We start from the raw sequence: 24,562 nt of genomic DNA, 5'->3' as shown, positions 1-24,562 counted from the left end.
GCCGTTGCCTGGACCGGGGGAAGGTGCACGGAGCATGATCGATCTGATACGTCCTCAGGACGTTTCGGTGAACGAGGAGTTGACGGCCGACGGTGGGGAGCCGTCGCTGCGCCGGGGCTGGCTGGCGGGCCTGGCGGCCAATCCGGCCGCCCCGCCCGAGGTGCTGGGCCGGCTGCTCGCGGCGCACCCGCTGCCCGACCGCGGCGGCTGGCTGGCCGAACGCCCGCTGCCGCCGGCGGTCCTGGAGGCCGCGCTCGCCCACCCGGCCGCCCAGGTGCGCCGACGCCTCGCCGACAACCCCCACCTGACGGCGGAGGAGCTGGCCCGCCTGGCATACGACCGCGACCGGCTGGTCCGGCGGGCCTGCGCGGTGGCAGCCGCCGACCGCGGGGTGCGGCTGCCCGTGGACGCCCTGGCCGCACTGGCCGGCGACCGGGACACCGTCAACCGCTGCCGGGCGCTGAGTTGTCCCGGCCTGCCCGGCGGGTTACTCGTGCGGCTGGCGCGCGACGCCGCGCCGGTGGTGCGGGCCGCGGCCGTCACCCGCCGCAGCTGGCCGCTGCTGCCGGAGGAGGTCCGTACCGCGCTGCGCGCCGACCGCGACCCGGCGGTCCGTACGGCGGTGCTGCTCGCCCGGCAGACCGAGCGCCCGCTGCCGAGGACGCTCGCCGAGTACATCGCCGAGAGCGACCCGCGCCGCCGGGAGCGGGCGGCAGCCGGCGCGCCGATCGAGCGGCGGCTCGGCGAGTGGCTGCTGTACGACGACGACCCGTGGATCCGCCGGGCCGCGGCCGGCAACCCGCACCTGCCGACCGACCTGGCGCTGACCCTGGCCGACGATCCGGCCGAGCAGGTGCGGCTCGCGGTGTCGCTGCGGGCCGACCTCACCGAGGAGCAGCGGGCGGCGATCGCGATCCCGTCCCCGGACGGGCCGCACCCGGTGCTGGCGTGGGTGGCCGCCCGGCACGGCGACCCGGTGCGGATGCGGGCGCTCGCCGGCTCCGCCCATCCGCTGGTGCGGCGCAGTGTGGCGGCGGCGCCGGAGCTGCCGGCCGAGGTGGCGGCGGCGCTGGCCGAGGATCCGGACCCGCTGGTGCGGATCGCCCTGGCCGAGTCCTGCGACCGGGCGCCGCACGGGCTGCTGGTGGAGTTGTTCGCGGCCGGGCCGGAGTACGACGGCCTGGCCGGCCGGCCCGGTTTCGCCCTCGCGGGCCTGGCCGGGCTGGCCGGCGACCCGCAGGCGCGCCGGCGGCTGGCCGCGCTGCACGATCCGCTGATCGCTTCGGAGCGGGTGGCCCGGCTCACCGGCGATCCCGATCCGGCGGTCGCGGACGCGGCGGTCCGTCACCCGCGGCTCCCGCTGCCGGTGCTGCGCCATCTGCTCGCCTCCGAGCACGCCCCGTCCGCGGCGGCAAATCCGGGGCTGCCGGTCGACGTGATGCACTGCCTGCTGGACCTGTCCGGTGCCCCCTGACGGCCGGGAATGCCACCCTTTCGATGAATGTTCAACCAACCATCGAGAAGGGAGCACCACCCGTGAGCACCACCCGCGCGGACACCGTCAGCACCCGCTGGGCCCGGGCCCAGCTGTTCTTCGCCTCCAAGGCCTACGCCGACGCGGCCGTCATCCTGGCCGAGGTGGTCGCCGAGGTGCCGGAGCAGGTCGCCCCGCGCCTGCTGCTGGCCCGCGCCTACTACCACTCGGCCCAGCTGCGCCGGGCGGAGGAGCAGCTGCGCGAAGTGATCGCCCGCGACCCGGTCGAGCAGTACGCCCACCTGATGCTCGGCCGGGTCCTGCAGCGGCAGGGCCGGGCCGCCGAGGCCGAGTCGTTCCTGCGGATCGCCGCCGCCTTCGAGGGCACCCTCCCCGCCGACCTCTGAACCGGCCGACCTGGAGCCGACCGGCGTCCCGGCCGGGCCCGCCGGGCCGCCGCGGCTCGGGCCGGTTGGCCGGTCCCGGGCCGCGGGGGCACGCTGGACGCAACGGGAGGTACGGCATGAGGACCCTCGAGGAACAGATCGACGTCACCACCCCGGTCGACCGCACCTGGGAACTGCTGCACCGGTTCGCCGACTACCCCCGGTTCGTCGACGGCGTGGTCCGGGCGACCCCGCACGGGCGCAACCGGGCCCGGCTGGACGTGGAGATCTGCGGCGTCCGGCGCGCGGTCGACGCCGAGATCGTCGACCACGGCCGCGGCCGGGTGATGACCTGGGAGCTGGTGGACGGCGTCCATCTGCGGGGCACCTTCGCGCTGCGCCCGCTGGACGGGGCCCGCACCCAGGTGCAGCTGCGCCTGGAGTACGACCCGGACACGCTGCGCGAGGACATCGGCGGCCCTCGGGGGTTCGCCCAGAGTCACACGGTCGAGGAGGCCGTCCGCACCGACCTGGAGCACTTCAAGGAAGTGGTCGAACGGCCGCCGACCCGGCGTTGAGCTCGGCCCAGATCACCTTGCCGGTGGCCGTGTAGCGGGTGCCCCAGCGCTCGGCCAGCTGGGCGACCAGGAACAGTCCGCGACCGCCCTCGTCGGTGTCGGCGGCGTAGCGCAGGTGCGGCGAGGTGGAGCTGCCGTCGGAGACCTCGCAGATCAGCGCCCGGTCGAGGAGCAGCCGGACCCGGATCGGTCCGGCCGCGTAGCGGATCGAGTTGGTGATCAGCTCGCTGAGGATCAGCTCGGCGGTGAAGGTCTGCTCGTCCAGGCCCCACTGCTCCAGCTGCCGGGTGACCGCGGCGCGGATTCCGGCGACAGCGGCGGGGTCGGAGGGGACGTCCCAGCTCACCACCCGCTCGGCCGGCACCGCCAGGGTGCGGGCGACCAGCAGGGCGATGTCGTCGGTGGGGGTGGCGGGCAGCAGGGCGGCGAGCACGTCCGCGCAGGTCTGCTGCGGGCTGCGGCCGGACCGGGCGAGGGCGCTGCGCAGCATTTCCAGGCCCTCGTCGATGTCGCGCCGGCGGGACTCGACCAGGCCGTCGGTGTAGAGCACCAGCCGGCTGCCCTCGGGCACCGGGATCTCGGCGGTCTCGAACGGCAGCCCGACCAGGCCGAGCGGCGGTCCGGCCGGCAGTTCCGGGAACTCGACGGTGCCGTCCGGGTGGACCAGTGCGGGCAGCAGGTGGCCGGCCCGGGCCATGGTGCACATCCGGGAGACCGGGTCGTAGATCGCGTACAGGCAGGTGGCGCCGGTGATCGGGACCTCGCCCTCGACGGTGGACCGGTCCTGGTCGATCCGGTTGACCAGGTCGTCCAGGTGGCCGAGGAGTTCGTCGGGGGGCAGGTCCAGGGAGGAGAAGTTGTGCACGGCGGTGCGCAGCCGGCCCATGGTGGCGGCGGCGTGCAGGCCGTGGCCGACCACGTCGCCGACCACCAGGGCGACCCGGGCGCCGGGCAGCGGGATCACGTCGAACCAGTCGCCGCCGACCCCGGCCTGGGCGGGCAGGTAGCGGAAGGCGACGTCCAGCGCGGTCTGCTCGGGCAGGCCGCCCGGGAGCAGGCTGTGCTGCAGGGTGACCGCCATGGCGTGCTCGCGGGTGTAGCGGCGGGCGTTCTCGATGCAGACGGCGGCCCGGGCGACCAGTTCCTCGGCGAGCGAGAGGTCCTCCTGGTCGAAGGAGTCGGGCCGGGCGGAGCGCCAGAAGGTGGCGATGCCGAGGACGGCGCCGCCGACGCTGAGCGGGACGGCGATCAGCGAGTGCAGTCCCTGTTCGCGGGCCTTGGCGGCGGCCTCCGGGTGGTCGGCCGCCCAGAGGTCGATCGCGTACGCCAGGTCGGGTTCGACCACCGAGCGCCGCTCGGCGAGGCTCTGGGCGCGCGGGGTGCCGGGCACGATCGGCACCGGCTCGCCGGTGTGCAGCAGCATGGGTTCGGTGGTGATGCCGGTCAGTGCGGTGCGGCGCATCGTGGTGACCGGTTCGGGGCCGGGGTCGTCGCCGCGCAGCACCTCGTCGAGCAGGTCGACGGCGGCGTAGTCGGCGAGGGCGGGGACCAGCGCCTCGGCCAGTTCCTCGCAGGTGCGCCGGACGTCGAGGGTGGTGCCGATCCGGCCGCTGGCGTCGTAGAGCAGCTGGAGCCGGCGGCGGGCCTGCTCGGCCTTGCCGGTGAGCACCCGCAGCTCGGTGGTGTCGCGGAAGGTGGCCACGTAGCCCGGGGGTCCGCCGTCCCGGTCGGTGGGGCGGACGTTCACCGCGAGCAGCCGGTCGCCGGCGGTGACCACCTCGTCGGTGACCTCGCGGCCGGGGGCGAGCACCTCGGCGACCGGCCGGTCGAGTCCGAGGTCGGCGACCGGGCGGCCCTCGGCCTGCACCGGCAGGTCGAGCAGGCGGCGGGCCTCGTCGTTGGCCAGCAGCAGGCGGTCGCCGGCGCCCACGATCAGCACGCCCTCGCGGATGGTGTGCAGCACCGCGTCGTGGTGCTCGTACATCCGGGTCATCTCGGTCGGACCGAGGCCGCGGGTCTGCCGGCGCAGGCGCCGGGAGATCAGGAAGGACCCGCCGGTGGCGAGCAGCAGGGCGGCCGCGGCGGCGCCGAGCAGGATCGGCAGCTGCCGGTCGGCGCTGGCGCTGACCTTGCTGATCCGGATGCCCGCGGACACCGCGCCGACCACCGTGCCGTCGCTGTCGGTGACCGGGACGACCGCCTGGACCAGCCGGCCGATGGTGCCGTTGACCGTCTCGGTGACCACTTGGCCCTGCAGGGCGGGCTCGTAGGTGCCGACGAACTTCTTGCCGATCCGGTCGGGCAGCGGGTGGGTGTAGCGGATGCCGTCGGTGTTCAGCACCACCACGAAGTCGACGCCGGACTTGATCCGGGCCTCCTCGGCGCTGGGCTGGAGCAGGGCGCTGGGGTCCGGTGAGCGCAGCGCCGGGACGATCCCGGGCGAGCTGGCGTAGGTCTGGGCGACCGCGATCGAGCGGTTGCGCGCCTCGTCGGTGGTGTCCGCCCGGGACTGCAGCACGCTCTCCACGCCGGCGGCGACCACCAGCAGCAGCACGATCACCAGCTGCAGGACGAAGACCTGGCCCGCCACGCTGCGGACGCTCAGAGTCGCCCGGAACCGGGCCATCCGGGTCATGGCTTATGTCTACACTCCCGTGCCCCCCTGGGCCAATGGGTCGGACGGTGCCGCCGGGGTGCTTCCGGCCGGCGACCGGGGGCGGGTCAGCGGCGCCCGTTCTGCAGGCCGGCCCGCTCGGCGTCCTGCTGCACCAGGGCGCCGGCCTGGTCGGCCGTCAGCGGACGGGCGAACAGGTAGCCCTGGCCGAGCGGGCACCCCATGGCGGCCAGCAGGTGGCGCTGGTCGACGTTCTCGATGCCCTCGGCGATCACCTGCACGCCGAGTGTGTCGGCGATCCGCGTGATGCCCTCGACCAGGGCGTACTGCTGCTGGGAGAGGCCGAGCCCGTCGATGAAGGACTTGTCGATCTTCAGGACGGAGATCGGGAACTCCCGCAGGTAGCTCAGCGAGGAGTAGCCGGTGCCGAAGTCGTCGATGGCGATCCGCACGCCCAGGTCGCCGAGGGTCTGCATGTCGGTGCGCACCCGCTCGTCGCGGCGCATCAGCACGCTCTCGGTGAGCTCCAGGATCAGCGACTCGGGGGCGATGCCGCTGGTCTCGACGGTCTTGCGGACGGTGTCCACGAAGCCCGCGTCGCGGAACTGCCGCGCCGAGACGTTGACGCTCACCCGCAGCGGGCGCCGGCCCGCCGCCTCGCGCAGCTCGCCGCTCATCCGCTGCCAGGCGGTGGCCTCGGTGGCGGCCCGCTCCAGCACCCAGGCGCCGAGCGGGACGATCTGGCCGCTCTCCTCGGCCAGCGAGATGAACTCCTCCGGCAGCACCATGCCGCGCCGCTCGTGCGGCCAGCGGACCAGGGCCTCGAAGGCCACCAGGTCGCCGGTCAGCAGGTCCACGATGGGCTGGTAGTACAGCGCGAAGGCGGATTCGGCGATGGCGGTGTCCAGGCTCTCGTTCAGCTCGTGCCGCTCCACCAGGCCGGCCTGCAGCTGCGGCTGGTAGCCGCACCACTGGCGCTTGCCGGCCGCCTTGGCCGAGTAGAGCGCCAGGTCGGCGTGGGTGAGCAGTTCGGCGCTGTCGATGCTGTCCTCGGTGGTGGCCAGGCCCACGCTGGCGGCCACCCGGACGGCGCCGGAGCTGAGCCGGAACGGCTCCTCGAAGACGCCGAGCACCGCGTCGGCGGTCCGGCCGACGTCGGCGGGCGAGAGCGCGTCCTCGACCAGCACGGCGAACTCGTCGCCGCCGAGCCGGGCCGCGGTGTCGGAGGTGCGCAACGCGGTGGAGACCCGCAGCGAGACGGCGACCAGCAGCTCGTCGCCGACCGCGTGGCCCTGGGTGTCGTTGACCACCTTGAAGTCGTCCAGGTCGATGAAGAGCACGCCGGTGACGGTGCCGCGCCGCTCGCTGCGGGTGAGCGCGTGGCCGACCCGGTCCTGGAACAGCACCCGGTTGGCCAGGCCGGTCAGCGAGTCGTGGAAGGCCCGGTGGGTGAGCTCCCGCTCCATCTGCCGCTGGTCGGTGACGTCACGCAGGGTGAGCACCAGGCCGCCGACGGTGGAGTCGGACCGCAGGTCGTTCCAGCGCACCTCGACCTCGATCACGCTGCGGTCCTCGCGCAGCAGCCGCCAGTGCTCGCGCTGCTCCGCCTGCTCACGGGTGCGCATCCGGGCCAGCGCCTCGTTCACCGCGCGGCTTGCCTCGGGCGGGGCCAGGTCGGCGAGCCGGGTGCCGACCAGGTTCGGGTAGCCGAGCACCCGCTCGGCGGAGGAGGAGGCGTAGCGGATCCCGTCGTCCTCGTCGAGGATCAGGATCACGTCCGAGCCGCTCTGCACCAGGGTGCGGAAGTAGAGCTCGCTGTTGCGCTGGTTGACCTCACGGCTGAGCATCACCCGCTCCACGGCGAGCGCGGACTGCGCGGCGAGGATGTCGAGGGTGCCCCATAAGGCGGTCAGCTGGTGCTCGGTGCCGCCGACGATCAGCACGCCGATCAGCGGCTCGCCCAGGGCCCGCTTCTCCAGCGCCAGCGGGCAGACCAGGGCGCTCGGCAGGTCGCCGAAGTGCTCCTCCAGGCCGCCGCCGAGGTCCTCGACCGGCAGCAGCCGGGTCTTGTACACCTCGTGCATCGGCGGGATGCGCAGCACCGCCTCGTTCGCGCCCTGGCCGGCCCGCAGCACGCCGTCGTCGCTGACCGCGAGCAGGGCGGCGCCGGGGTCGCCGGAGCGCATCAGGGAGACCGCCGCGGTCTGCACCGTCTCGGCGACCTCGGTGAAGGTCACCGCGGCGGCGAGTGACGCACCGGCCACCCGCAGTGCGCGTTCGCGCTCGAGCTGGTGGCGGTGGATCACCACGATCCCGGCGAGCCGGGCCAGCACCAGTAGGAAGAGCACCGCCGAGAAGGTGCCGATCACCCCGGCGTGGCTGGTGTCGCCGTTCAGCACGTCGAGCAGCAGCATCCCCGGGGCGATCAGCGAGGCCGCGGTGAGCAGGGCCAGCCGCCCCTTGGTGATGTCGGTGGGCTGGGTCGGGATCGGCCGGGTCAGCTCGACCATCGAGGGATGCAGCGCGGCCGCGCCCCACAGGGTGTAGAACAGCGCCCAGCCGAGGTCGACCGGGCTGCCGATGTGCCAGACACCGTGCAGCTGGATCAGGCCGTACAGCACGTCGGCGACCAGCATGCCGATCGATCCGATGGTCAACAGGAGCAGCGCCCTGCTCTTGCCGCCGCGGGGCACCAGCAGCCGCATCAGCATGAGCAGCAGCAGGACGTCACCGAGCGGGTACGCGATCGACACGGCCCGCTGGAACCAGGTCAGGTCCGGGTTCCGCTCGTACGGGACGATCAGGTAGAGCCACACCAGCAGTGCCAGACCGACGGTCAGGGTGAGCGCGTCCAGCATCGAGCCGCGGTCCTGGTGGGCGGTGCGCCAGCGGATGAACCCGGCGACACCGATCGCGTACAGCACGTACTCGGCCAGGTAGAACGCGTCGGCGAAGGTCGGATAGCTGAGGACGTGCAGGTACTCGGTGTAGATGACCTGCATCACCTCGCCGATGGTGAAGCTGAGGTTGGCGGCGGCGAGCACGTACCAGTAGGTCGGGTGCGCCGGGCGGTTCAGGCGCGTGCCGACCACGATGGCCCCGACTCCGCTCAGCCCCATGGCAGTCCACCAGATGATCCGGTCGTCCGGATTCAGGTAGTAGACCAGGGTGAGCAGAGCCATCCAGCCGAGGTAACAGACCATCAGGTGCTGTCGACTGCGAGTCAACCGAGCTACCTCCCTCACGGAGGCTCCGGGCACTGCTTTCCCCAATATACCCAGCGCGCCCGACGTGCCTATAGTCGAAATACCGGCCGCGCTTTTCCGGTCGGACTTCCGTCGGCATTCCTTCGTGGGAACCCCGAGGTCAGCGCAGGTGGATAAAGTCACCTCCCCCCAGCCGCCAGGTTCCGGACCCGGCGTCGTCGTGGTCAACGGCGACGGTCGGTACGCGATCTGGCCCGCAGCATTACCGATACCGGACGGCTGGACGCACGTCTGGGGACCGGACTCCCGGGCCGGCTGCCGGCGCGCCGTCGGCGCCCGGTGGAGCAGTCTGCGATCGAACGGCCACTCCGGGTTCGGGCACACCGGCCTCGGACGGCCCGGGCACGGCCACACCGTGACCTCGCTCTTCCGCCGCCAGGCCAGGCTCCGGCCCGAGGCGCTGGCCGTGGTCTCGGACGAGGAGCGGCTCACCTACGACGACCTGGACCGCCGCAGCGACCGGCTCGCCGCCGGGCTGCGCGCCCTGGGCGTCGGCCCCGAGACGGTCGTCGCGGTCTGCCTGGAGCGCTCCGCCGACCTGGTGGTCGCCCTGCTCGGCGTGCTCAAGGGCGGCGGGGCCTTCCTGCCGCTCGACCCGGCCCACCCGGCGCCCCGGCTGCGCCGGCTGGCCGCCGAGGCCGGCGCCCTCGCGGTGCTGGCCGACGCCGAGCACACCGGGCTGTTCGGCGGCCAGGCGCTCACCCTCGCCGAGGCCAGGGCGGCCGGCCGCACCGGACCCGGCGGCAGCGGGCCCACCGGCGCGGGCGCGCCCGACGCCCGGCCGGAGGACCTGGCGTACCTGATCTTCACCTCGGGCACCACCGGTGTGCCCAAGGGCGTACCGGTCAGCCACTGCAGCCTGGCCTTCGCGCTCTCCCGGGTGGCCGAGGCGTACGACCTGACCGGCGCCGACCGGGTGCTCCAGCTGGGCGCACTCGGCTTCGACACCTCGCTGGAGCAAATCTTCGCCCCGCTGCTCAGCGGCGCCACCCTGGTGCTGGGCGGCCGGCAGACCTGGGCACCCATCGAGCTGACCCACCGGATCCCCGAACTCGGCATCACGGTGGCCGACCTGACGCCGACGTACTGGCACCGGCTGCTCGACCTGCTGCCCGCGGACGGCCGCGCCGCCGCAGGACTTCGGCTGCTGATCGTCGGCGGCGAGGCCGTGCACGCCGAGGACTGCCGCACCAGCCTGCGCCGGCTGCCGCACGCCCGGCTGGTCAACGCCTACGGGCTCACCGAGACCTGCATCACCTCCACCCTCTGTGACATCCGCCCCGAGCTGCTGCAGGCCCCCGCCCACGCCCCGGTCCCGGTCGGCCACCCGCTGCTGGGCACCCATGTGCACGTCCTGGACGAGGAGTTGAACCCCGTCCCGCCCGGCCGGCGGGGCGAGGTGTACCTCGGCGGGCTGGCTCTCGCCCGCGGCTACTGGAACAGCCCGGCGCTGACCGCCGAGCGCTTCCTGCCCGACCCGTACGCGGGCCGGCCGGGCGCCCGGATGTACCGCACCGGCGACAACGGGCGCTGGCGGCCCGACGGCCACCTGGAGCTGCTCGGCCGGATCGACGAGCAGGTCAAGGTGCGCGGCCACCGGATCGACCCGGCCGAGATCGAGTCGGTGCTCACCGAGCACCCGGCGGTCGGCCAGGCCCGGGTGGTCTCCTCCGAAGCCCCGGACGGCAGCCGGTCCCTGACCGCGTACTACACCACCGACCAGGACCCGGGCACGGAACTGCGGGAATTCCTCGGCACCCGCCTGCCCGACCCGATGGTCCCGGCCGCCTTCGTCGCCGTCCCCACCATGCCGCTCACCTCGGGCGGCAAGATCGACACCCGGGAGCTGGCCACCACCGCCCGGCCCGCCGTCCGCGTCACTCCCGGCAACGGCCCGGCCGGCAACGGAGCTGCAGGGAACGGAGCCGCCGGCAACGGCGTGGCCGCCGAACACGGACTGGCGTACCTGTGGGCCCAGCTGCTCGGCGTCGGCGAGGTCACCGCCGAGGACGACTTCTTCCAGCTCGGCGGGAACTCGCTGCTCGCCATGGAGATGCTCGCCCGCACCCGGATCATGTTCGGCATCGGCGTCGACCGGGTCCGCGAACTCACCCGGGCCCTGCTCGGCGACCCCACCCTCGGCTCCTTCACCGCCGCCGTCCACGCCGCCCGCACCGGCACCGCCGAGAGTGCCGACACGGGCGAACGGATCGACTTCACCGCCGAGGCCGAACTCGGCGTGCCGGTCCACACCGGCGACGGCGTGCCGCGCTGGACCGAACCCCGGGAGATCCTGCTCACCGGCGCCACCGGCTTCTGCGGCGCCCACCTGCTGCACACCCTGCTCACCACCACCGACGCCATCGTCCACTGCCTGGTCCGGGCACCCGACCCCGAACACGGCCTGGAACGGATCCGCGGCGCCCACCAGCACTACCTGCGCCGCGACCTGCACTCCGAACGGGTCGTCCCGCTCCTCGGCGACCTCTCCGAACCGCTGCTCGGCCTCGCCCGGCCCCGCTTCGAGGAACTGGCCGACCGCGTCGACGCCATCCACCACCTCGGCGGCCAGGTCAACTTCCTCTACCCGTACCGGCAGTTGCGCGCCGCCAACGTCGGTGGCACCCGCGAGGTGATCCGGCTCGCCGGCCACTCCCGCGGCATCCCGGTGCACTACCTGTCCAGCATGGCGGTCCTGGCCGGCTACGGCCCGGCCGGCGTCGACCGGGTCGACGAGACCACCCCGCTCGGCCACGCCGACCACCTCTCGGTCGGCTACGTGGAGAGCAAGTGGGTCGCCGAGGCGCTCCTGCACAACGCCGCCTACGCCGGCCTGCCGGTCGCCGTCTACCGGGTCAACGACGTCACCGGCGACCTCGCCACCGGCGCCATGAACACCGGCACCGAACTCTGCGCCCTGATCCGCTACCTGGCCGACAGCGCCAGCTGCCCCGCGGTCGACCTCCCGCTCGACTTCGTGCCCGCCGACACCTTCACCCGCGCCATCGCCCACCTCGCCACCCGCACCCCGGCCGACGGACGGGTCTACCACCTCACCAACCCCCACCCCGCCATGCTCACCGCCCTCGCCGACCGGCTCCGCGACCGCGGCCACCCGGTCGAGCAACTCCCGTACGAGAAATGGGTGCAGCGCCTGATCGGCTACGCCGCCGGGCACCCCGAACACCCCATCACCCCGTTCGTCCCGCTGTTCGTCGACCGCTGCTCCGGCGCCGACATGTCGATCAGCGAGATGTACTTCCAGCCCACCTTCCCCGACTTCGGCCGCGACAACGCCGAACGCGAACTCATCGGCAGCGGCATCGAGTTCCCGCCCGTCGACGCCCACCTGCTGGACTTCTACCTCGACCGCCTGGAGACCTCCGGCTTCCTGGAGCCCGCCCGATGAACGGCTGGTGGACGACGGTCGACCCGGCCACCGCCCCCGCCGACGCCCCGGCCGCCTTCTGCGCCGACCTCACCGCCGAGAGCCTGCTCGGCGCCTACCGCCGCGGCCTCTTCCCGCTGCCCACCCCCGACGACTACGGCCGCTTCATCAACGAGGCCCGCTACGAACAGCAGGTCACCGACGGCAGCATCGCCCTGCCCGCCGGCGACGGCGAACACGCCTACGCCGTCTCCTGGTGGTCCCCCGACCCCCGGCCGGTCATCCCCGTCCACGGCACCCGGCTGGGCAGCCGGCTCGCCCGTCGGCTGCGCAACTCCGCCTGGACCACCACCGCCGACCACGCCTTCGCCCGCGTCGTCGACCTCTGCGCCGAGGACCGCGAACCCCGCTGGCTCACCCCCGACCTGCGCACTGCCCTCACCGACCTGCACGCCACCGGCCACGCCCACAGCGCCGAGGTGTGGGACGGCCCGGAGCTGGTCGGCGGCGTCTTCGGCGTCCGCGTCGGCGCCGTCCTCAGCCTGGACTCCATGTTCCACCGCCGCCCCGACGCCGCCCGGATCGCCGTCGCCGACCTCGCCGCCCGGTTCGCCCGGGCGGGCGGCCGCCACCTCGACGCCCAGTGGGACAGCCCCCACATCCGCACCCTCGGCGCCCGGCCGCTCCCCCGCGACGACTACCTCGCCCTCCTCCACCGCGGCCCCGACGCCGCCCCGCCCGACCCCGGTCCGCTGCCCGTCGCCCGGCTCGGCTCCGCCGCTACGCCTGCTTCGAGGCGAGGGTCACGATCGTGATGTCCGACGGCGCGCCCACCCGCACCGGCGGGCCCCACGCCCCCGCGCCACGCGTCACGTACAACTGCGTGTCGCCGTACCGGTCCAGCCCCGCCACCGTCGGATTGGCCAGCGCCGCCACGTAGTTGCCCGGCCACAGCTGACCGCCGTGGGTGTGCCCGGACAGCTGCAGGTCCACCCCCCAGCGCACACTGTCGTGGATCGTCACCGGCTGGTGCGCCAGCAGCACCGACGCCCGGCTCCGGTCCCGGTCGCCCAGCGCCCGCGCGTAGTCCGGGCCGTGGCCCTCCGCCGTCCCCGCGATGTCGTTGACGCCCGCCAGGTCGAAGTACGGCAGCTCGGTCCGGGCGTTCTCCAGCGGATGCACCCCCAGCTCCCGGACGAACTCCACCCACGGCGCCGCACCCGAGAAGTACTCGTGGTTGCCGGTCACGAAGAACGAACCGTCCCGCGACCGCAGCCCCGCCAGCGGCTCCGCCGCCGGCCCCAGGTCCGGCACGCTCCCGTCCACCAGGTCCCCGACGATCGCGACCAGGTCCGGCTGGGCGCCGTTGATGGTGTCCACGATCCGCCGGGTGTGCGAGCGGCCCAGGATCGGCCCCAGGTGGATGTCGCTCACCACCGCGATCCGGTACCCGTGCGCCGCCCGCGGCAGCCGCGCCAGCGGCACCGTCACCTGCTTCAACCGCGGCCCGCGCAACACCCCGTACGCACCGTTGCCCACCACCCCCGCGGCCACCCCGCCCGCCGCCACCGCCACCGCCCGTGCCACGAACAGCCGCCGCGACGCCTCCACCACCGGCGGGGCTTCTTCCTCCACTGCGACCGCCACCGGCCCACCCACCGGCCCACCCACCGTCACCGCCACCGGCTCCGGCACCGGCTGCCCGGCCGGGCGGCGCACCCACCGGCGCAGCAGCGGCCGCACCAGCTCCCCCACCAGCAGCGCCAGCACCAGATAGAGCAGCACCGCCAGCCACAGGTACCCCGGCCACGCCAGCCACCGCTCCGCCGCCAGCGGCAGCGCCCGCCCCCCGACCAGCGCCGCCACCGACACCACCGGCAACACGACCGCCAGCCCCGTCCCCACCCGCCGGTACCAGCCCCCGGCCCGGGACACGTCCCGCACCATCCGCCGCCACACATACCAGTGGACCAGCCCGACCACACCGAGCCCCACGACCAGCAGCACCACGATCATCATCCCGCCAGTATCGGATCCTCCCAGCTCGGGCCAACCACCAGGGGCGCGTGGGGGCACCTCCCGGCCGAAGGCTGGGGGAGAACTGCGCGACCAGCCACCGCTCTACCGGCGTGCATGGCCGGTCGCGCAGTTCCCCGCGCCCCTTTGGTTCGCGCACAGCCACCGGGCAGTCGCGTTGCGGTGACCATTCCGCCCGGTCCCTGTGAGGCCGCCCACACCGCCTCCGCCGTCTACGGCCCTCGATAGTCGAGGGCGCCCCCCGCACCCCACGACCCGGCCGCCCGCCGGGCGGCCGCGGCGCGCGACGCGCCGGAATTCCGCTGGTCAGGACGGTCGTCCGCGCTGGTGGGACGCTCCGGACAGATTCGGACATAAGGGACCGATAAGTCTTCCCAAGAACCCCTGCGGAGACCGCCCGCGGACCGCCGTCGCTACTACCGGCGGTAGTTCCGGGCTCGTTGCCGACCTCGCCGGGCTCTGCCAAGAATGTCCCGTCGCCAGGCGGCTCGGCCGGTTCATCCCCGCCGCGCCACCCCGCCCGACCGGCCCCCGGTCGGGGCGCCACGGCCGTCGGACACGGCCGCGGGCCCGTTCCCCCGCACACGCTTCGCACCACCCGTGTGCCCGGTGACGGCTCAGCGAGACGGACGAAGACGGACGAGACGAACGAGACGGAAGAGGTCGCCTTCATGCAGCACCGCAAGACCCACCAGCTTCGCGCGAAGCTGCAGAACCGCCGCAACGCCGTCATCACGGGTATCGCCACCCTGGCGGTGGCGGGCACCGCCACCCTGGCCGTCGCCCTGCCGCAGGACTCCACCACCGCCGAGGCGGCGGCCCCGCAGACGGTGGCCGTGACCACCGCCGCCACGCCGAGCCCGGACCCGCAGGCCGCGGCCGCGCAGGCGGCCGCCGAGGCCCAGGCGCAGGCGGAGGCGTCCGCGCAGGCGTCGGCCGAGGCGCAGGCGAAGGCCGATGCCGACGCCAAGGCCGCCGCGGACGCCCAGGCGGCGGCCGACGCGCAGGCCAAGGCGGACGCCGACGCCAAGGCGAAGGCCGAGGCGGACGCGAAGGCCAAGGCGTCGGCTGCGGCCGCCGCGAAGGCGAAGGCGGACGCTGACGCCAAGGCGAAGGCCGCGGCCGCCGCCGAGGCCGCCTCCCGCTCGCAGCAGCGCGCCGCGCTGACCCCGACCTACTCGGGCACCCCGCAGCAGATCGCCGCGCAGATCGTCCCGGCCGGCCAGCTGCAGTGCTTCAGCAACATCGTGGAGCGCGAGAGCAGCTGGAACGTGCACGCCACCAACCCGTCCTCGGGTGCGTACGGCCTGGTCCAGGCGCTGCCGGCGTCCAAGATGGCCTCGGCCGGCGCGGACTGGCGGGACAACCCGGCCACCCAGATCAAGTGGGGTCTGCAGTACATGAACGACACCTACGGCAGCCCGTGCGCGGCCTGGTCGTTCTGGCAGGCGCACAACTGGTACTGATCGCCGGGAGCACCAACTCGTACCGGCCGGTAGGACGTTGAGCGGACGTGGATGCGGAGTGAAGATTCCGCACACGTCCGCTCCGCCTTGTCCGGTATTGCTCCTTTTCGCGCGGCTTCCGGCCTTTGCCTGGACGTGTACCCGCCCATAGCCTCCCGGCCATGGCCGACGAACCCCTCATCACCGTCGTACTCCCTGCCTACGACCAGCAGAAACAGCTGAAGGACTGCCTCGACTCGCTGCTCGCGCAGAGCTTCCGCGACTTCGAGATCCTGCTGGTCGTCGACCGCTCGCCGCAGAGCCCGGAGCGTCTGGTCGAGGCGTACGAGATGCGCGACCCGCGGATCACCGTGCTCCGGCTGGACGCCGCGGTGGGGATCGGCCGAAGCCGCAACGCGGGCGCCGCGCGGGCCCGGGGGCGGTACGTGCTGTTCCTGGACAGCGACCACGTGGTGGCCGAGGACGCGTTCCGGGCGATGGCCGACCGGCTGGCCGAGGCCGGCGAGGTGGACGTGCTGCTCTTCGGGCACAACCGCGAGCACGGTGGCCGGGTCTGGCCGGGCGGCGCCGAGGGCCTGCTGGCCGAGGCCGGGCCCGAGGTGTTCGCCGCGCTGGACCATCCCGAGTTGCTGGGCGCGCCGCCGCTGGCCTGGGACCGGCTGCTGCGCCGCGACGTGGTGCCGGCCTTCCCGGACGGGCACTACGAGGAGGTGCCGGCCGTCCACGAGGCGATGCTGCGGGCCGGGCGGGTGGCGGTGCTGGCCCGCGAGTGCGTGACCATCCGCCGCCGGCACACGCTGCACCCGACCGGCTCGCCGGGCAGCAGCCACTTCGACGTGTTCGAGCAGTACGAGCAGAGCTTCGAGCTGCTGGGGGAACGGGCCGGGGCCGAGGTGGCCCGGCCGCACCTGTTCACCCGGATGATCCGGCACTACCTGTTCGTCTTCGACCTGGCCGGATGCGTGCCCCGGGCCGAGCGGCCGCACTTCTTCCACCGGGCGGCCGAGCACTACCGGCGCTTCGTCCCGGACGGCTACCGCAAGCCGGAGGGCCGCGAGGGCATCAAGTTCTCCCTGCTGGCCAGCGGCGCGTACGCGGCATTCGAGGTGGCCAAGCTCTCGCACATCGCGCGCGGGGCGGTCGCCCGCCGCTGAGCGGCGAATCCGTCCACCCGGACACCCGGCGACCGGTACAGTCATGAATCGGTCAACTTGTCTCGGGGAGGGCGCAACCGCGATGTCCGAAACGGTCGTTGAAAAGCCACACCCGGTCCCCGCGAAGTCCCGCCCGCTGTCCGGGCCGGCCGTCGCCACCCTCGGCCTCGCCCTGGTGGCGGAGGCCTTGGTCAGCCTCTCGGTGCTGGTCTCGCTCTGGGGCCCGCTGACCGAGCTCACCGCGCAGCAGGGCCCGCGGACCGCCGACTGGTGGATGCTCGGCCTCGGCCCGTTCCGGGTGAACGCCAACACCGCGCTGCTGATCGTCGTGGTCGCCGCCAGCGGGCTGGGCAGCTTCGTGCACGCGGCCACCTCGTTCGCCAGCTACGCGGGCAAGCGCAGCCTGGTCCGCAGCTGGGTGCCGTGGTACCTGCTGCGGGCGGGCATCGGGGCGGCGCTCGCGGTGCTGGTCTACTTCCTGCTGCGCGGCGGCCTGTTCGCCAACGGCACCGACGGCAACGCCACCAACCCGTACGGCTTCGCCGGCATCGCCGGGCTGTGCGGACTCTTCTCCAAGCAGGCGACGGACAAGTTGCGCGAAGTGTTCGACACCATCCTCAGCACCAAGGACGAGGCCGTCGAGGAGAGACAGCGGCAGACCGGCGTGACCATCCCCGGCCCTGCCGCCCCCGTCCCCGCGCCCACCGGTTCCACGCCGGCGGTCCCGCCCGCCGCCTGATCAGGAACCACCCCTACACGTGTGCGGTGCCGCCCCCGGCGGCCATCGCCGCGGCGATCCGGCGGCCGTACTCGCGCCACTCGCCCTCGGGCAGCTTGGGCAGCACGTCCTCCCACAGCGGCAGGCAGGTGCCGCGCAGCTGCATCATGCCCTCGGGGCGGGCGATCAGCCACACGTGGAGGTGGGCGCCGCCGTCGCCCCACCGGTTGACGTGGACCCGGGCGATCCCGCCGAGCGACAGCACGGCCCGCTCGACCCGCTGCAGCATCGGACCGAGCTGCGCCGCGAGGTCGCCGGGCAGGTCGAGCAGGTCGTGGTGGGCGCGCGGCTGGAGCAGCAGCATGGCGGGCAGTGCGGTGGGCTCGGCGAGGGCGCCGAGCCGCCAGTGCTCGTCGGTCCACAGGAACTCGCCGTCCGCGCGGGCGCACTGGCTGCAGGTGTCGGGCCCGTGCTCGCCGTCGCGCGGCGGCTCGGGGACCTCGGGCTCCTCGAGGACCCGGATCCTGAGGTCGCCCTCGTAGGGGAAGACCTCCCAGAACGGGATGCCGCCCTCGGGCATGGGGATGCGCTCGCCGATCGGCAGGCGCGCGACGTACGGGCTCGGGGTGGTGCCGTGCTCATCGATCATGCCACCGAAGCATGCCGGATGACGCCGGGTCAGCCGACGCCGGGGTGGTTCGCGCGCGCCCGGCTCCGGTGCTGCGATGATCGGAGGCATGGCCAGTGAGCTCGCCCGCGCCCTGTCCGCAGCCGTCCGCGGCGAGGTGCGCTTCGGTGTCGCCGAGCGGACGGTGTACAGCCACGACGCCTCCAACTACCGGCAGCTGCCGCTCGGGGTGGTGAAGCCCGTCGACCTGGACGACGTCCGGGCCGCGGTCGCGCTGTGCCGCGAGCACGGGGTGCCGGTGGTGCCGCGCGGGGCCGGCACCAGCGTGGGCGGCCAGGCGATCGGCCCGGGCGCGGTGGTGCTGGACTTCCGCCGGCACCTCGGCCGGGTCCTCGCCGTCGACCCGGACGCCCGGACCGCCCGGGTCGAGCCCGGCACCGTGCTGGACGACCTGCAGCGGGCGGCCCGCCCGTACGGGCTGCGCTTCGGGCCCGACCCGTCCACGCACAGCCGCTGCACCCTCGGCGGGATGATCGGCAACAACGCCTGCGGGGCGCACTCGGTGGTCTGGGGCCGCACCGGCGACAACCTGCGCGCGCTGGACCTGCTGCTCGCCGACGGCACCGGGCTGACCGTGACCGGCCCGGTCCCCGCCGCCGAGCGGACCCGGCTGGCCGCCCTCCCCGGCCGGGTCGGCGAACTGCACCGCGCGCTGCAGTCGCTGGCCGCCGACAACCTGGCCGTGCTCCGCCGGGGCATGCCGGACCTGCCGCGGCGCACCTCCGGCTACCCGCTGGACGCCCTGCTGCCCGAGCACGGCTACGACCTGGCCCGGGCGGTCACCGGCACCGAGGGCACCTGCGCCGTCCTGCTGGGCGCCACCGTCGGGCTGGTCAAGGCGCCGGCGGTCACCGCGCTGGTGGTGGCGGGCTACCCGGACGAGACGGCGGCGGCCGACGCGGTGCCCGCGCTGCTGCCGCTGCGCCCGCTCACCGTGGAGGGGATGGCCGCCGACCTGGTCGCCGCGCTGGTCGCGGCCGGTCGCCGCCCACCCGCCCTGGACCGGCTGCCGGACGGGGCCTGCTGGCTGTTCCTGGAGGCCGGCGGCGCCACCGCCGCCGAGGCGCTGGAGCACGCGGGCACGCTGGCCGCCGCGGTGCGCCGGGAGCGCCCTGCCACCGCGGTCCTGGTCACCGACCCGGGCGAGCAGCGGCAGCTGTGGTCGGTCCGGGAGGCCGGGGCCGGGATCGTCAGCCGGCTGCCCCCGGACGCCGCGCACCCCGACGCCCCGGCCGGCGGCACCGAGGCCTGGCCCGGCTGGGAGGACTCGGCGGTGCCGGTCGAGCGGCTCGGCGACTACCTGCGGGAGCTGCGCGCCCTGCTCGCCCGGCACGACCTGCGCGGCGTGCCGTACGGGCACTTCGGCGAGGGCTGCGTGCACCTGCGGCTGGACTTCCCGCTGCCCGGGCGGCCGGGCGCCTTCCGGGCGTTCCTGGAGGAGGCGGCCGACCTGGTGGTGGCCCACGGCGGTTCGCTCTCCGGTGAGCACGGCGACGGCCAGGCCAGGGCCGAGCTGCTGCCCCGGATGTACCCGCCGGAGATCATCGAGCTGTTCGGCCGCTTCAAGCGGATCTGGGACCCGGAGAACCTGCTCAACCCGGGCGCCCTGGTCGACCCGCGCCCGCTCGACGCCGACCTGCGCTTCACCGGCCGCGACCTGCCGCTCGCCCTCCCGTACGAGCGCGACGGCGGCAGCCTGCTGCGGGCGGTGCACCGCTGCGTCGGCGTCGGCAAGTGCGTGGACACGTCGACCGGCGTGATGTGCCCCAGCTACATGGCGACCGGCGAGGAGCGGCACTCCACCCGCGGCCGCGCCCGGCTGCTCGCCGAGATGCTGCGCGGCGAGGTGATCACCGACGGCTGGCGGTCGGCGGAGGTCCGCGAGGCGCTCGACCTGTGCCTGGGCTGCAAGGGCTGCGCCGGCGAGTGCCCGGTCCAGGTCGACATGGCGACCTACAAGGCGGAGTTCCTGCACCAGCACTACCGGCGGCGGCTGCGCCCGCTCGCCCACCTCTCGCTCGGCTGGCTGCCGCTGTGGCTGCGCGCCGCGGCGCTCGCCCCGGCGCTGGTCAACCGCCTGTTCGCCGACCCGGCCGGGTCCGCGGTGCTGCGCCGGCTCGGCGGGATCGACCCGCGCCGCGAGCTGCCGGCGCTGCCGCCGCAGACCTTCCGCCGGTGGTTCCGGCAGTACCGGACGGCACACCCCGAGCCGCCCGGTGCCACCCCGGTGCTGCTGTGGCCGGACTCGATGGCCGAGCTGCTCGACCCGGCCCCCGCGCAGGCCGCCGTCCGGGCACTCGAGCGGCTCGGCTACGCCGTCCGGCTGCCCGCCGGGCCGGTCTGCTGCGGGCTCACCCTGGTCTCCACCGGTCAACTCTCCCTCGCCCGGCGGGTGATGCGCCGCAGCCTGCGCGCCGTCCCGCCGGGGCTGCCGGTGATCGGCCTGGAGCCGAGCTGCACCGCCGCGCTGCGCGAGGAGTGGCCCCGGCTGATCGGCGAGCGCGGACTGCCGGATCGGGTACGGACCTTCGCCGAGTTCCTGGACGGCGAGCAGGTCGCGCTGCCGCGGCTCGGCGGGCGGGCGCTCACCCAGGTGCACTGCCACCACACCGCCGTGCTCGGTACCGACGCGGACCGCCGGATCGAGGCCCGGCTCGGCCTGGCCAACCGGGTGCTGGACTCCGGCTGCTGCGGCCTGGCCGGCGACTTCGGCTTCACCCGGGGCCACTTCGAGGTCTCGGTGGCCGCCGCCGAACGGGTGCTGATGCCCGCCGTCCGGGCCGCCGACCCCGACACCCTGCTGCTGGCCGACGGCCTCAGCTGCCGGACCCAGATCGCCCAACTCGCCCCCGGGCGACGCCCGCTGCACCTCGCCGAGGTGGTGCTGCGCGCCCTGGACCAGGGCTGAACGGCACCCGGGCGCCGTCACCGCCAGTACGCGAACTGGTGAAACATGTCACGGCTTTTCCCCGTCCCCCAGTCGGGCCCGGACGTGTAGGTTCCTGCGTCCAAGGGGGGAGACCCCCAGTAGACAGATCGCCCGTCAATCGCTCCCCCGACGAGAGAAGACACCAGAGATGTCCGCAGACGACTCCACGCACCACCCCCCGCAGCGCCTCGGTGTGGTCACCGAATCCGCCCCCGGGGAGACCCGGGTCGCGGCGACCCCGTCGACGGTGCGTGGGCTGCTCGCCCTCGGCTACGAGGTCGTCGTCGAGTCCGGGGCCGGCTCGGCGTCCGGGTTCACCGACGCGGCCTACACCGAGGTCGGCGCCACCATCGGCGAGGCCTGGTCCGCCGACGTCGTACTGAAGGTCAACGCCCCGTCCACCGGCGAGATCGCCCGGCTGTCCGACGGCGCGACCCTGGTCGGCCTGCTCTCCCCCGCGCAGCGGCCCGATCTGCTGGAGGCGCTCTCCGAGCGTCCGCTGACCGCGCTCGCGCTGGACGCGGTGCCGCGCATCTCCCGCGCGCAGTCGATGGACGTGCTCAGCTCGATGGCCAACATCGCCGGCTACCGGGCGGTGATCGAGGCGGCCCACGTGTTCGGACGCTTCTTCACCGGCCAGGTGACGGCGGCCGGCAAGGTCCCGCCGGCGAAGGTGCTGGTGGCCGGTGCCGGTGTGGCCGGCCTCGCCGCCATCGGCGCCGCCTCCAGCCTGGGCGCGATCGTCCGGGCGACCGACCCCCGTCCGGAGGTCGCCGACCAGGTCAAGTCGCTGGGCGGCGAGTACCTGCCGGTCAACGTCGCCCAGGAGGCGAGCACCGACGGCTACGCCAAGGCCACCTCGGCCGACTACGACCGGGCCGCCGCCGCGCTCTACCACGAGCAGGCGAAGGACGTGGACATCGTCGTCACCACGGCGCTGATCCCCGGCCGTCCGGCGCCGCGGCTGCTCACCGCCGCGGACGTGGCGGCGATGAAGCCCGGCAGCGTCGTGGTCGACATGGCCGCCGCCCAGGGCGGCAACGTCGAGGGCACCGTGGCGGGCCGGACGGTGGTGACCGAGAACGGCGTCACCATCATCGGCTACACCGACCTGGCGTCCCGGCTGCCGGCCCAGGCCTCGCAGCTGTTCGGCACCAACCTGGCCAACCTGGTGAAGCTGCTGACCCCCGGCAAGGACGGCCGGCTGGTCATCGACTTCGAGGACGTGGTCCAGCGGGCCGTCACCGTGGTCCGCTCCGGCGAGACCACCTGGCCCCCGCCGCCGGTGGCCGTCTCGGCCGCCCCCGCCGCGCAGCCCGCGGTCGCCCCGGCCGCCCCCGCGCCGGCGAAGCCGGGCCTGAGCACGGCGGCCCGGTCCGGCCTGATCGGCGCCGGCCTGCTGGCGATGTTCCTGCTGGTCGCCTTCGCCCCGGCGCAGCTGGCCGAGAACTTCACGGTCTTCACGCTGGCCGTGGTGATCGGCTACTACGTCATCGGCAAGGTGCACCACGCCCTGCACACCCCGCTGATGTCGGTCACCAACGCGATCTCCGGGATCGTGGTGATCGGCTCGCTGCTGCAGATCGGGCACGAGAGCGTGCTGGTCACCGTGCTGTCCGCGGTGGCGATCCTGCTGACGAGCGTCAACATCTTCGGAGGTTTCGCCGTCACCCGCCGCATGCTGAACATGTTCTCGAAAGGCTGAGCCCCGATGACTTCCACAACGGCAGCCCATGCCGCGGACCTGGTCGCCGCGCTGCTGTTCATCCTCAGTCTGGCCGGTCTCTCCCAGCACCGGACCTCCCGCGCCGGCGTCGTCTACGGCATCGCCGGCATGGCCCTCGCCCTGGTCGCCACCATCGTGGTGGCGTCCCGGAGCATCAGCGCCGGCGCGGTCGCCCTGATCGTCCTCGCGATGGCGGGCGGCGGCGCGATCGGCCTGTGGCGGGCCCGGCGGGTCGAGATGACCCAGATGCCCGAGCTGATCGCCGTGCTGCACAGCTTCGTCGGCCTCGCCGCGGTGCTGATCGGCTGGAACAGCTACCTCGAGGTCGAGGCGCACGGCTCCGGCCCGGCCCACATCGCCGCCGAACTGGTGCGCATCCACCACGCCGAGGTCTTCATCGGCATCTTCATCGGCGCGGTCACCTTCACCGGTTCCATCGTGGCGTTCCTCAAGCTGTCCGCCCGGATCGCCTCGCGCCCGCTGGTGCTGCCCGGCAAGAACGCGCTCAACGTCGGCGCGCTGCTCGCCTTCGCCGCCCTGACCGTGTGGTTCACCGTCAGCCCGAACCTCGGCCTGATGATCGCGGTCACCGTGCTCGCCCTGGCGCTCGGCTGGCACCTGGTCGCCTCGATCGGCGGCGGCGACATGCCGGTGGTGGTGTCGATGCTGAACAGCTACTCCGGCTGGGCCGCCGCGGCCGCCGGCTTCCTGCTGAACAACAACCTGCTCATCGTCACCGGTGCGCTGGTCGGCTCCTCCGGTGCCTACCTGTCGTACATCATGTGCAAGGCGATGAACCGGTCCTTCCTCTCCGTCATCGCCGGCGGCTTCGGCATCGAGGCCCCGTCCGGCGCCGCCGAGGAGGAGGGCGAGCACCGCGAGATCCGTGCCCAGGAGGCCGCCCAGCTACTCACCGAGGCCCGGTCCGTGGTCATCACCCCCGGCTACGGCATGGCGGTGGCCCAGGCCCAGCACCCGGTCGCCGAGCTCACCCGCCGGCTGCGCGAGCGCGGCGTCGAGGTCCGCTTCGGCGTCCACCCGGTCGCCGGCCGGCTGCCCGGTCACATGAACGTCCTGCTGGCCGAGGCCAAGGTGCCGTACGACATCGTGCTGGAGATGGACGAGATCAACGACGACCTGGCCGGCACCTCGGTCGTCCTGGTGATCGGCGCCAACGACACGGTCAACCCGGCCGCGGCCGAGGACCCGGCCAGCCCGATCGCCGGCATGCCGGTGCTGCGGGTCTGGGAGGCCGAGCAGGTCATCGTGTTCAAGCGCTCGATGGCCTCCGGCTACGCGGGCGTGCAGAACCCGCTGTTCTTCCGGGAGAACAGCAGCATGCTGTTCGGCGACGCCAAGGAGAGCGTGGAGGGCATCCTGCGCGCCCTCGACGCCGACGGGCCGCGCACCCCGGCGCCCGCCGCCCGCCAGGCCACCACGGCCGGCCGGTAGCAGGCAGCGGTTCACGTCCCTCGGGCGCCTTCGGCCACCTCCGGCCGGACGGCGCCCGAGGCATTTCGGTGCACGGGCGGGTACGCGGACCGTACCGGGCTTTCAGAACCGGGCCGTCTCCTCGAGGGCCCGGGCGGCCTCGGCCCGCACCTGCTCGTGCAGCTCGCGCAGCCGGTTCCCCGGCGCACCGAGGCCGTTGATCCGTCGGCGGGCCTCCTCGGTCCGCTCGTCCGGGTGCGTGGTGAACGCCAGGTTGGCGCACTGGCGCAGCATCCACTGGTGGTACGCGACCAGCCGCAGCGCCCGCTCCCTCAGCGCAGCGACCTCGCCGTCGGCGGGCAACGCCCGCAGTCGGCCGGCCAGCTGCGAGTACCGCGCGGCCTGCCGTCCGGCGGTCTGCGCGACCGTGGCCGCGACCGGTCCGGCCTCCCCGCAGGCGGCGACCGCCCAGTCCGCCAGCGGCTGCTCGGCGGAGGCGTCCGCCAGCACCACCGCGAGGGCGGTCAGCTGGGCCGTCCGGTCGGGGGCGGGCGAGGGCTGCGGCGCACCGGCCCGGTGGACGGCGCGGGCAAGCCGGGAGACGGTCCATCGGGTGCTCCGTGACGGGCCGGGAGCTGTCGCCATGAATTCCTCCCGCTGGCCGCTCGACCGGATGCCCTCGGTGACCCTTCGGTCACCGCCGGTAC

16 protein-coding genes and 1 pseudogene are annotated in these 24,562 nt (G+C 74.2%); 12 read left to right on the top strand and 5 right to left on the bottom strand.

Annotated elements, in window-relative coordinates; genetic code table 11:
- Positions 1 to 34: 34 nt before the first annotated feature.
- From FHR36_RS11145 to FHR36_RS11135, 3 genes are all read left to right on the top strand, one after another.
- The gene (locus tag FHR36_RS11145; protein ID WP_253796064.1) at positions 35 to 1,474 is read left to right on the top strand and encodes a hypothetical protein; all 1,440 of its coding nucleotides are present in this window, start codon (positions 35 to 37) and stop codon (positions 1,472 to 1,474) included.
- Between the two features lie 62 nt (positions 1,475 to 1,536).
- Positions 1,537 to 1,881: a tetratricopeptide repeat protein gene (locus FHR36_RS11140; RefSeq protein ID WP_253796062.1), complete on the top strand. Its 345-nt coding sequence runs from the start codon at positions 1,537 to 1,539 to the stop codon at positions 1,879 to 1,881.
- A gap of 116 nt (positions 1,882 to 1,997) precedes the next feature.
- Entirely contained in the window at positions 1,998 to 2,438 is a 441-nt protein-coding gene (locus FHR36_RS11135) for an SRPBCC family protein (protein ID WP_253796061.1), read from the top strand.
- Here FHR36_RS11135 and FHR36_RS11130 read toward each other — a convergent pair.
- Both FHR36_RS11130 and FHR36_RS11125 read right to left on the bottom strand, forming a co-directional pair.
- Positions 2,401 to 5,064: a SpoIIE family protein phosphatase gene (locus FHR36_RS11130; RefSeq protein WP_253796751.1), complete on the bottom strand. Its 2,664-nt coding sequence runs from the start codon at positions 5,062 to 5,064 to the stop codon at positions 2,401 to 2,403. The genes FHR36_RS11135 and FHR36_RS11130 overlap by 38 nt on opposite strands.
- Positions 5,065 to 5,159: 95 nt before the next feature.
- Positions 5,160 to 8,279 carry a putative bifunctional diguanylate cyclase/phosphodiesterase gene (locus tag FHR36_RS11125; protein ID WP_253796060.1) on the bottom strand — a complete coding sequence of 1,040 codons (3,120 nt, stop codon included), beginning with the start codon at positions 8,277 to 8,279 and terminating at the stop codon, positions 5,160 to 5,162.
- 64 nt (positions 8,280 to 8,343) lie between these two features.
- On the opposite strand from FHR36_RS11125, the pseudogene FHR36_RS40275 reads away from it, so the two are divergent.
- From FHR36_RS40275 to FHR36_RS11105, 3 genes and pseudogenes are all read left to right on the top strand, one after another.
- Positions 8,344 to 8,568, top strand: a pseudogene (locus FHR36_RS40275) (MbtH family NRPS accessory protein); the annotation flags it as partial.
- A gap of 105 nt (positions 8,569 to 8,673) precedes the next feature.
- The gene (locus tag FHR36_RS39250; RefSeq protein WP_308199277.1) at positions 8,674 to 11,727 is read left to right on the top strand and encodes a non-ribosomal peptide synthetase; all 3,054 of its coding nucleotides are present in this window, start codon (positions 8,674 to 8,676) and stop codon (positions 11,725 to 11,727) included.
- Positions 11,724 to 12,521 carry a leucyl/phenylalanyl-tRNA--protein transferase gene (locus FHR36_RS11105; RefSeq protein WP_253796059.1) on the top strand — a complete coding sequence of 266 codons (798 nt, stop codon included), beginning with the start codon at positions 11,724 to 11,726 and terminating at the stop codon, positions 12,519 to 12,521. Before FHR36_RS39250 ends, FHR36_RS11105 begins: the two co-directional genes overlap by 4 nt.
- Here FHR36_RS11105 and FHR36_RS11100 read toward each other — a convergent pair.
- On the bottom strand, positions 12,487 to 13,722 hold the full coding sequence (locus FHR36_RS11100) for a metallophosphoesterase (RefSeq protein ID WP_253796749.1): 1,236 nt from the start codon (positions 13,720 to 13,722) through the stop codon (positions 12,487 to 12,489). The two genes, FHR36_RS11105 and FHR36_RS11100, sit on opposite strands and share 35 nt — an antisense overlap.
- Positions 13,723 to 14,414: 692 nt before the next feature.
- Here FHR36_RS11100 and FHR36_RS11095 point away from each other — a divergent pair.
- The 3 genes from FHR36_RS11095 (at position 14,415) to FHR36_RS11085 (ending at position 17,102) form a co-directional block, all read left to right on the top strand.
- Positions 14,415 to 15,209 (top strand): aggregation-promoting factor C-terminal-like domain-containing protein, encoded by a 795-nt coding sequence (locus tag FHR36_RS11095; RefSeq protein WP_253796058.1) that lies wholly within the window; start codon positions 14,415 to 14,417, stop codon positions 15,207 to 15,209.
- A gap of 161 nt (positions 15,210 to 15,370) precedes the next feature.
- Positions 15,371 to 16,363: a glycosyltransferase family 2 protein gene (locus FHR36_RS11090; RefSeq protein WP_253796057.1), complete on the top strand. Its 993-nt coding sequence runs from the start codon at positions 15,371 to 15,373 to the stop codon at positions 16,361 to 16,363.
- Positions 16,364 to 16,445: 82 nt separating this feature from the next.
- Positions 16,446 to 17,102, top strand: a complete 657-nt coding sequence (locus FHR36_RS11085; protein ID WP_253796056.1) for a hypothetical protein — start codon at positions 16,446 to 16,448, stop codon at positions 17,100 to 17,102.
- 13 nt (positions 17,103 to 17,115) lie between these two features.
- Here the strand turns inward: FHR36_RS11085 and FHR36_RS11080 are convergent, their stop codons facing one another.
- Positions 17,116 to 17,730, bottom strand: a complete 615-nt coding sequence (locus FHR36_RS11080) for an HIT family protein (protein WP_253796055.1) — start codon at positions 17,728 to 17,730, stop codon at positions 17,116 to 17,118.
- An 88-nt stretch (positions 17,731 to 17,818) separates the two neighbouring features.
- Between FHR36_RS11080 and FHR36_RS11075 the strand changes: the two genes are divergently transcribed.
- The 3 genes from FHR36_RS11075 to pntB all read left to right on the top strand — a co-directional run bounded on the left by FHR36_RS11075 (position 17,819) and on the right by pntB (position 23,876).
- Complete coding sequence (locus FHR36_RS11075; RefSeq protein ID WP_253796053.1) at positions 17,819 to 20,677, top strand: FAD-binding and (Fe-S)-binding domain-containing protein; 2,859 nt, start codon at positions 17,819 to 17,821, stop codon at positions 20,675 to 20,677.
- Positions 20,678 to 20,846: 169 nt separating this feature from the next.
- A complete protein-coding gene (locus tag FHR36_RS11070; RefSeq protein ID WP_253796051.1) occupies positions 20,847 to 22,403 on the top strand; it encodes a Re/Si-specific NAD(P)(+) transhydrogenase subunit alpha in 1,557 nt (518 codons plus the stop codon).
- A gap of 6 nt (positions 22,404 to 22,409) precedes the next feature.
- Positions 22,410 to 23,876, top strand: coding sequence for a Re/Si-specific NAD(P)(+) transhydrogenase subunit beta (gene pntB / locus FHR36_RS11065; protein ID WP_253796049.1), 1,467 nt, complete (start codon positions 22,410 to 22,412; stop codon positions 23,874 to 23,876).
- 102 nt (positions 23,877 to 23,978) lie between these two features.
- Here pntB and FHR36_RS11060 read toward each other — a convergent pair whose 3' ends face one another.
- On the bottom strand, positions 23,979 to 24,500 hold the full coding sequence (locus FHR36_RS11060; RefSeq protein ID WP_253796048.1) for a hypothetical protein: 522 nt from the start codon (positions 24,498 to 24,500) through the stop codon (positions 23,979 to 23,981).
- Positions 24,501 to 24,562 lie beyond the last annotated feature (62 nt).

Origin of the sequence: Kitasatospora cinereorecta (assembly GCF_024172095.1) — a bacterium.
GTDB classification, from domain to species: domain Bacteria; phylum Actinomycetota; class Actinomycetes; order Streptomycetales; family Streptomycetaceae; genus Kitasatospora; species Kitasatospora cinereorecta.
Note: the sequence above shows the minus strand (reverse complement) of the source record. Positions and strands in the feature narration are given on the sequence as shown.

Excerpts from the sequence above, each read along its gene's own strand:
- FHR36_RS11145 (WP_253796064.1), top strand. The coding sequence starts at position 35 with ATGATCGATCTGATACGTCCTCAGGACGTTTCGGTGAACGAGGAGTTG.
- FHR36_RS11135 (WP_253796061.1), top strand. The coding sequence starts at position 1,998 with ATGAGGACCCTCGAGGAACAGATCGACGTCACCACCCCGGTCGACCGC.
- FHR36_RS11130 (WP_253796751.1), bottom strand. The coding sequence starts at position 5,064 with ATGGCCCGGTTCCGGGCGACTCTGAGCGTCCGCAGCGTGGCGGGCCAG.
- FHR36_RS11105 (WP_253796059.1), top strand. The coding sequence starts at position 11,724 with ATGAACGGCTGGTGGACGACGGTCGACCCGGCCACCGCCCCCGCCGAC.
- FHR36_RS11100 (WP_253796749.1), bottom strand. The coding sequence starts at position 13,722 with ATGATCGTGGTGCTGCTGGTCGTGGGGCTCGGTGTGGTCGGGCTGGTC.
- FHR36_RS11095 (WP_253796058.1), top strand. The coding sequence starts at position 14,415 with ATGCAGCACCGCAAGACCCACCAGCTTCGCGCGAAGCTGCAGAACCGC.
- FHR36_RS11090 (WP_253796057.1), top strand. The coding sequence starts at position 15,371 with ATGGCCGACGAACCCCTCATCACCGTCGTACTCCCTGCCTACGACCAG.
- FHR36_RS11085 (WP_253796056.1), top strand. The coding sequence starts at position 16,446 with ATGTCCGAAACGGTCGTTGAAAAGCCACACCCGGTCCCCGCGAAGTCC.
- FHR36_RS11080 (WP_253796055.1), bottom strand. The coding sequence starts at position 17,730 with ATGATCGATGAGCACGGCACCACCCCGAGCCCGTACGTCGCGCGCCTG.
- FHR36_RS11075 (WP_253796053.1), top strand. The coding sequence starts at position 17,819 with ATGGCCAGTGAGCTCGCCCGCGCCCTGTCCGCAGCCGTCCGCGGCGAG.
- FHR36_RS11070 (WP_253796051.1), top strand. The coding sequence starts at position 20,847 with ATGTCCGCAGACGACTCCACGCACCACCCCCCGCAGCGCCTCGGTGTG.
- pntB (WP_253796049.1), top strand. The coding sequence starts at position 22,410 with ATGACTTCCACAACGGCAGCCCATGCCGCGGACCTGGTCGCCGCGCTG.
- FHR36_RS11060 (WP_253796048.1), bottom strand. The coding sequence starts at position 24,500 with ATGGCGACAGCTCCCGGCCCGTCACGGAGCACCCGATGGACCGTCTCC.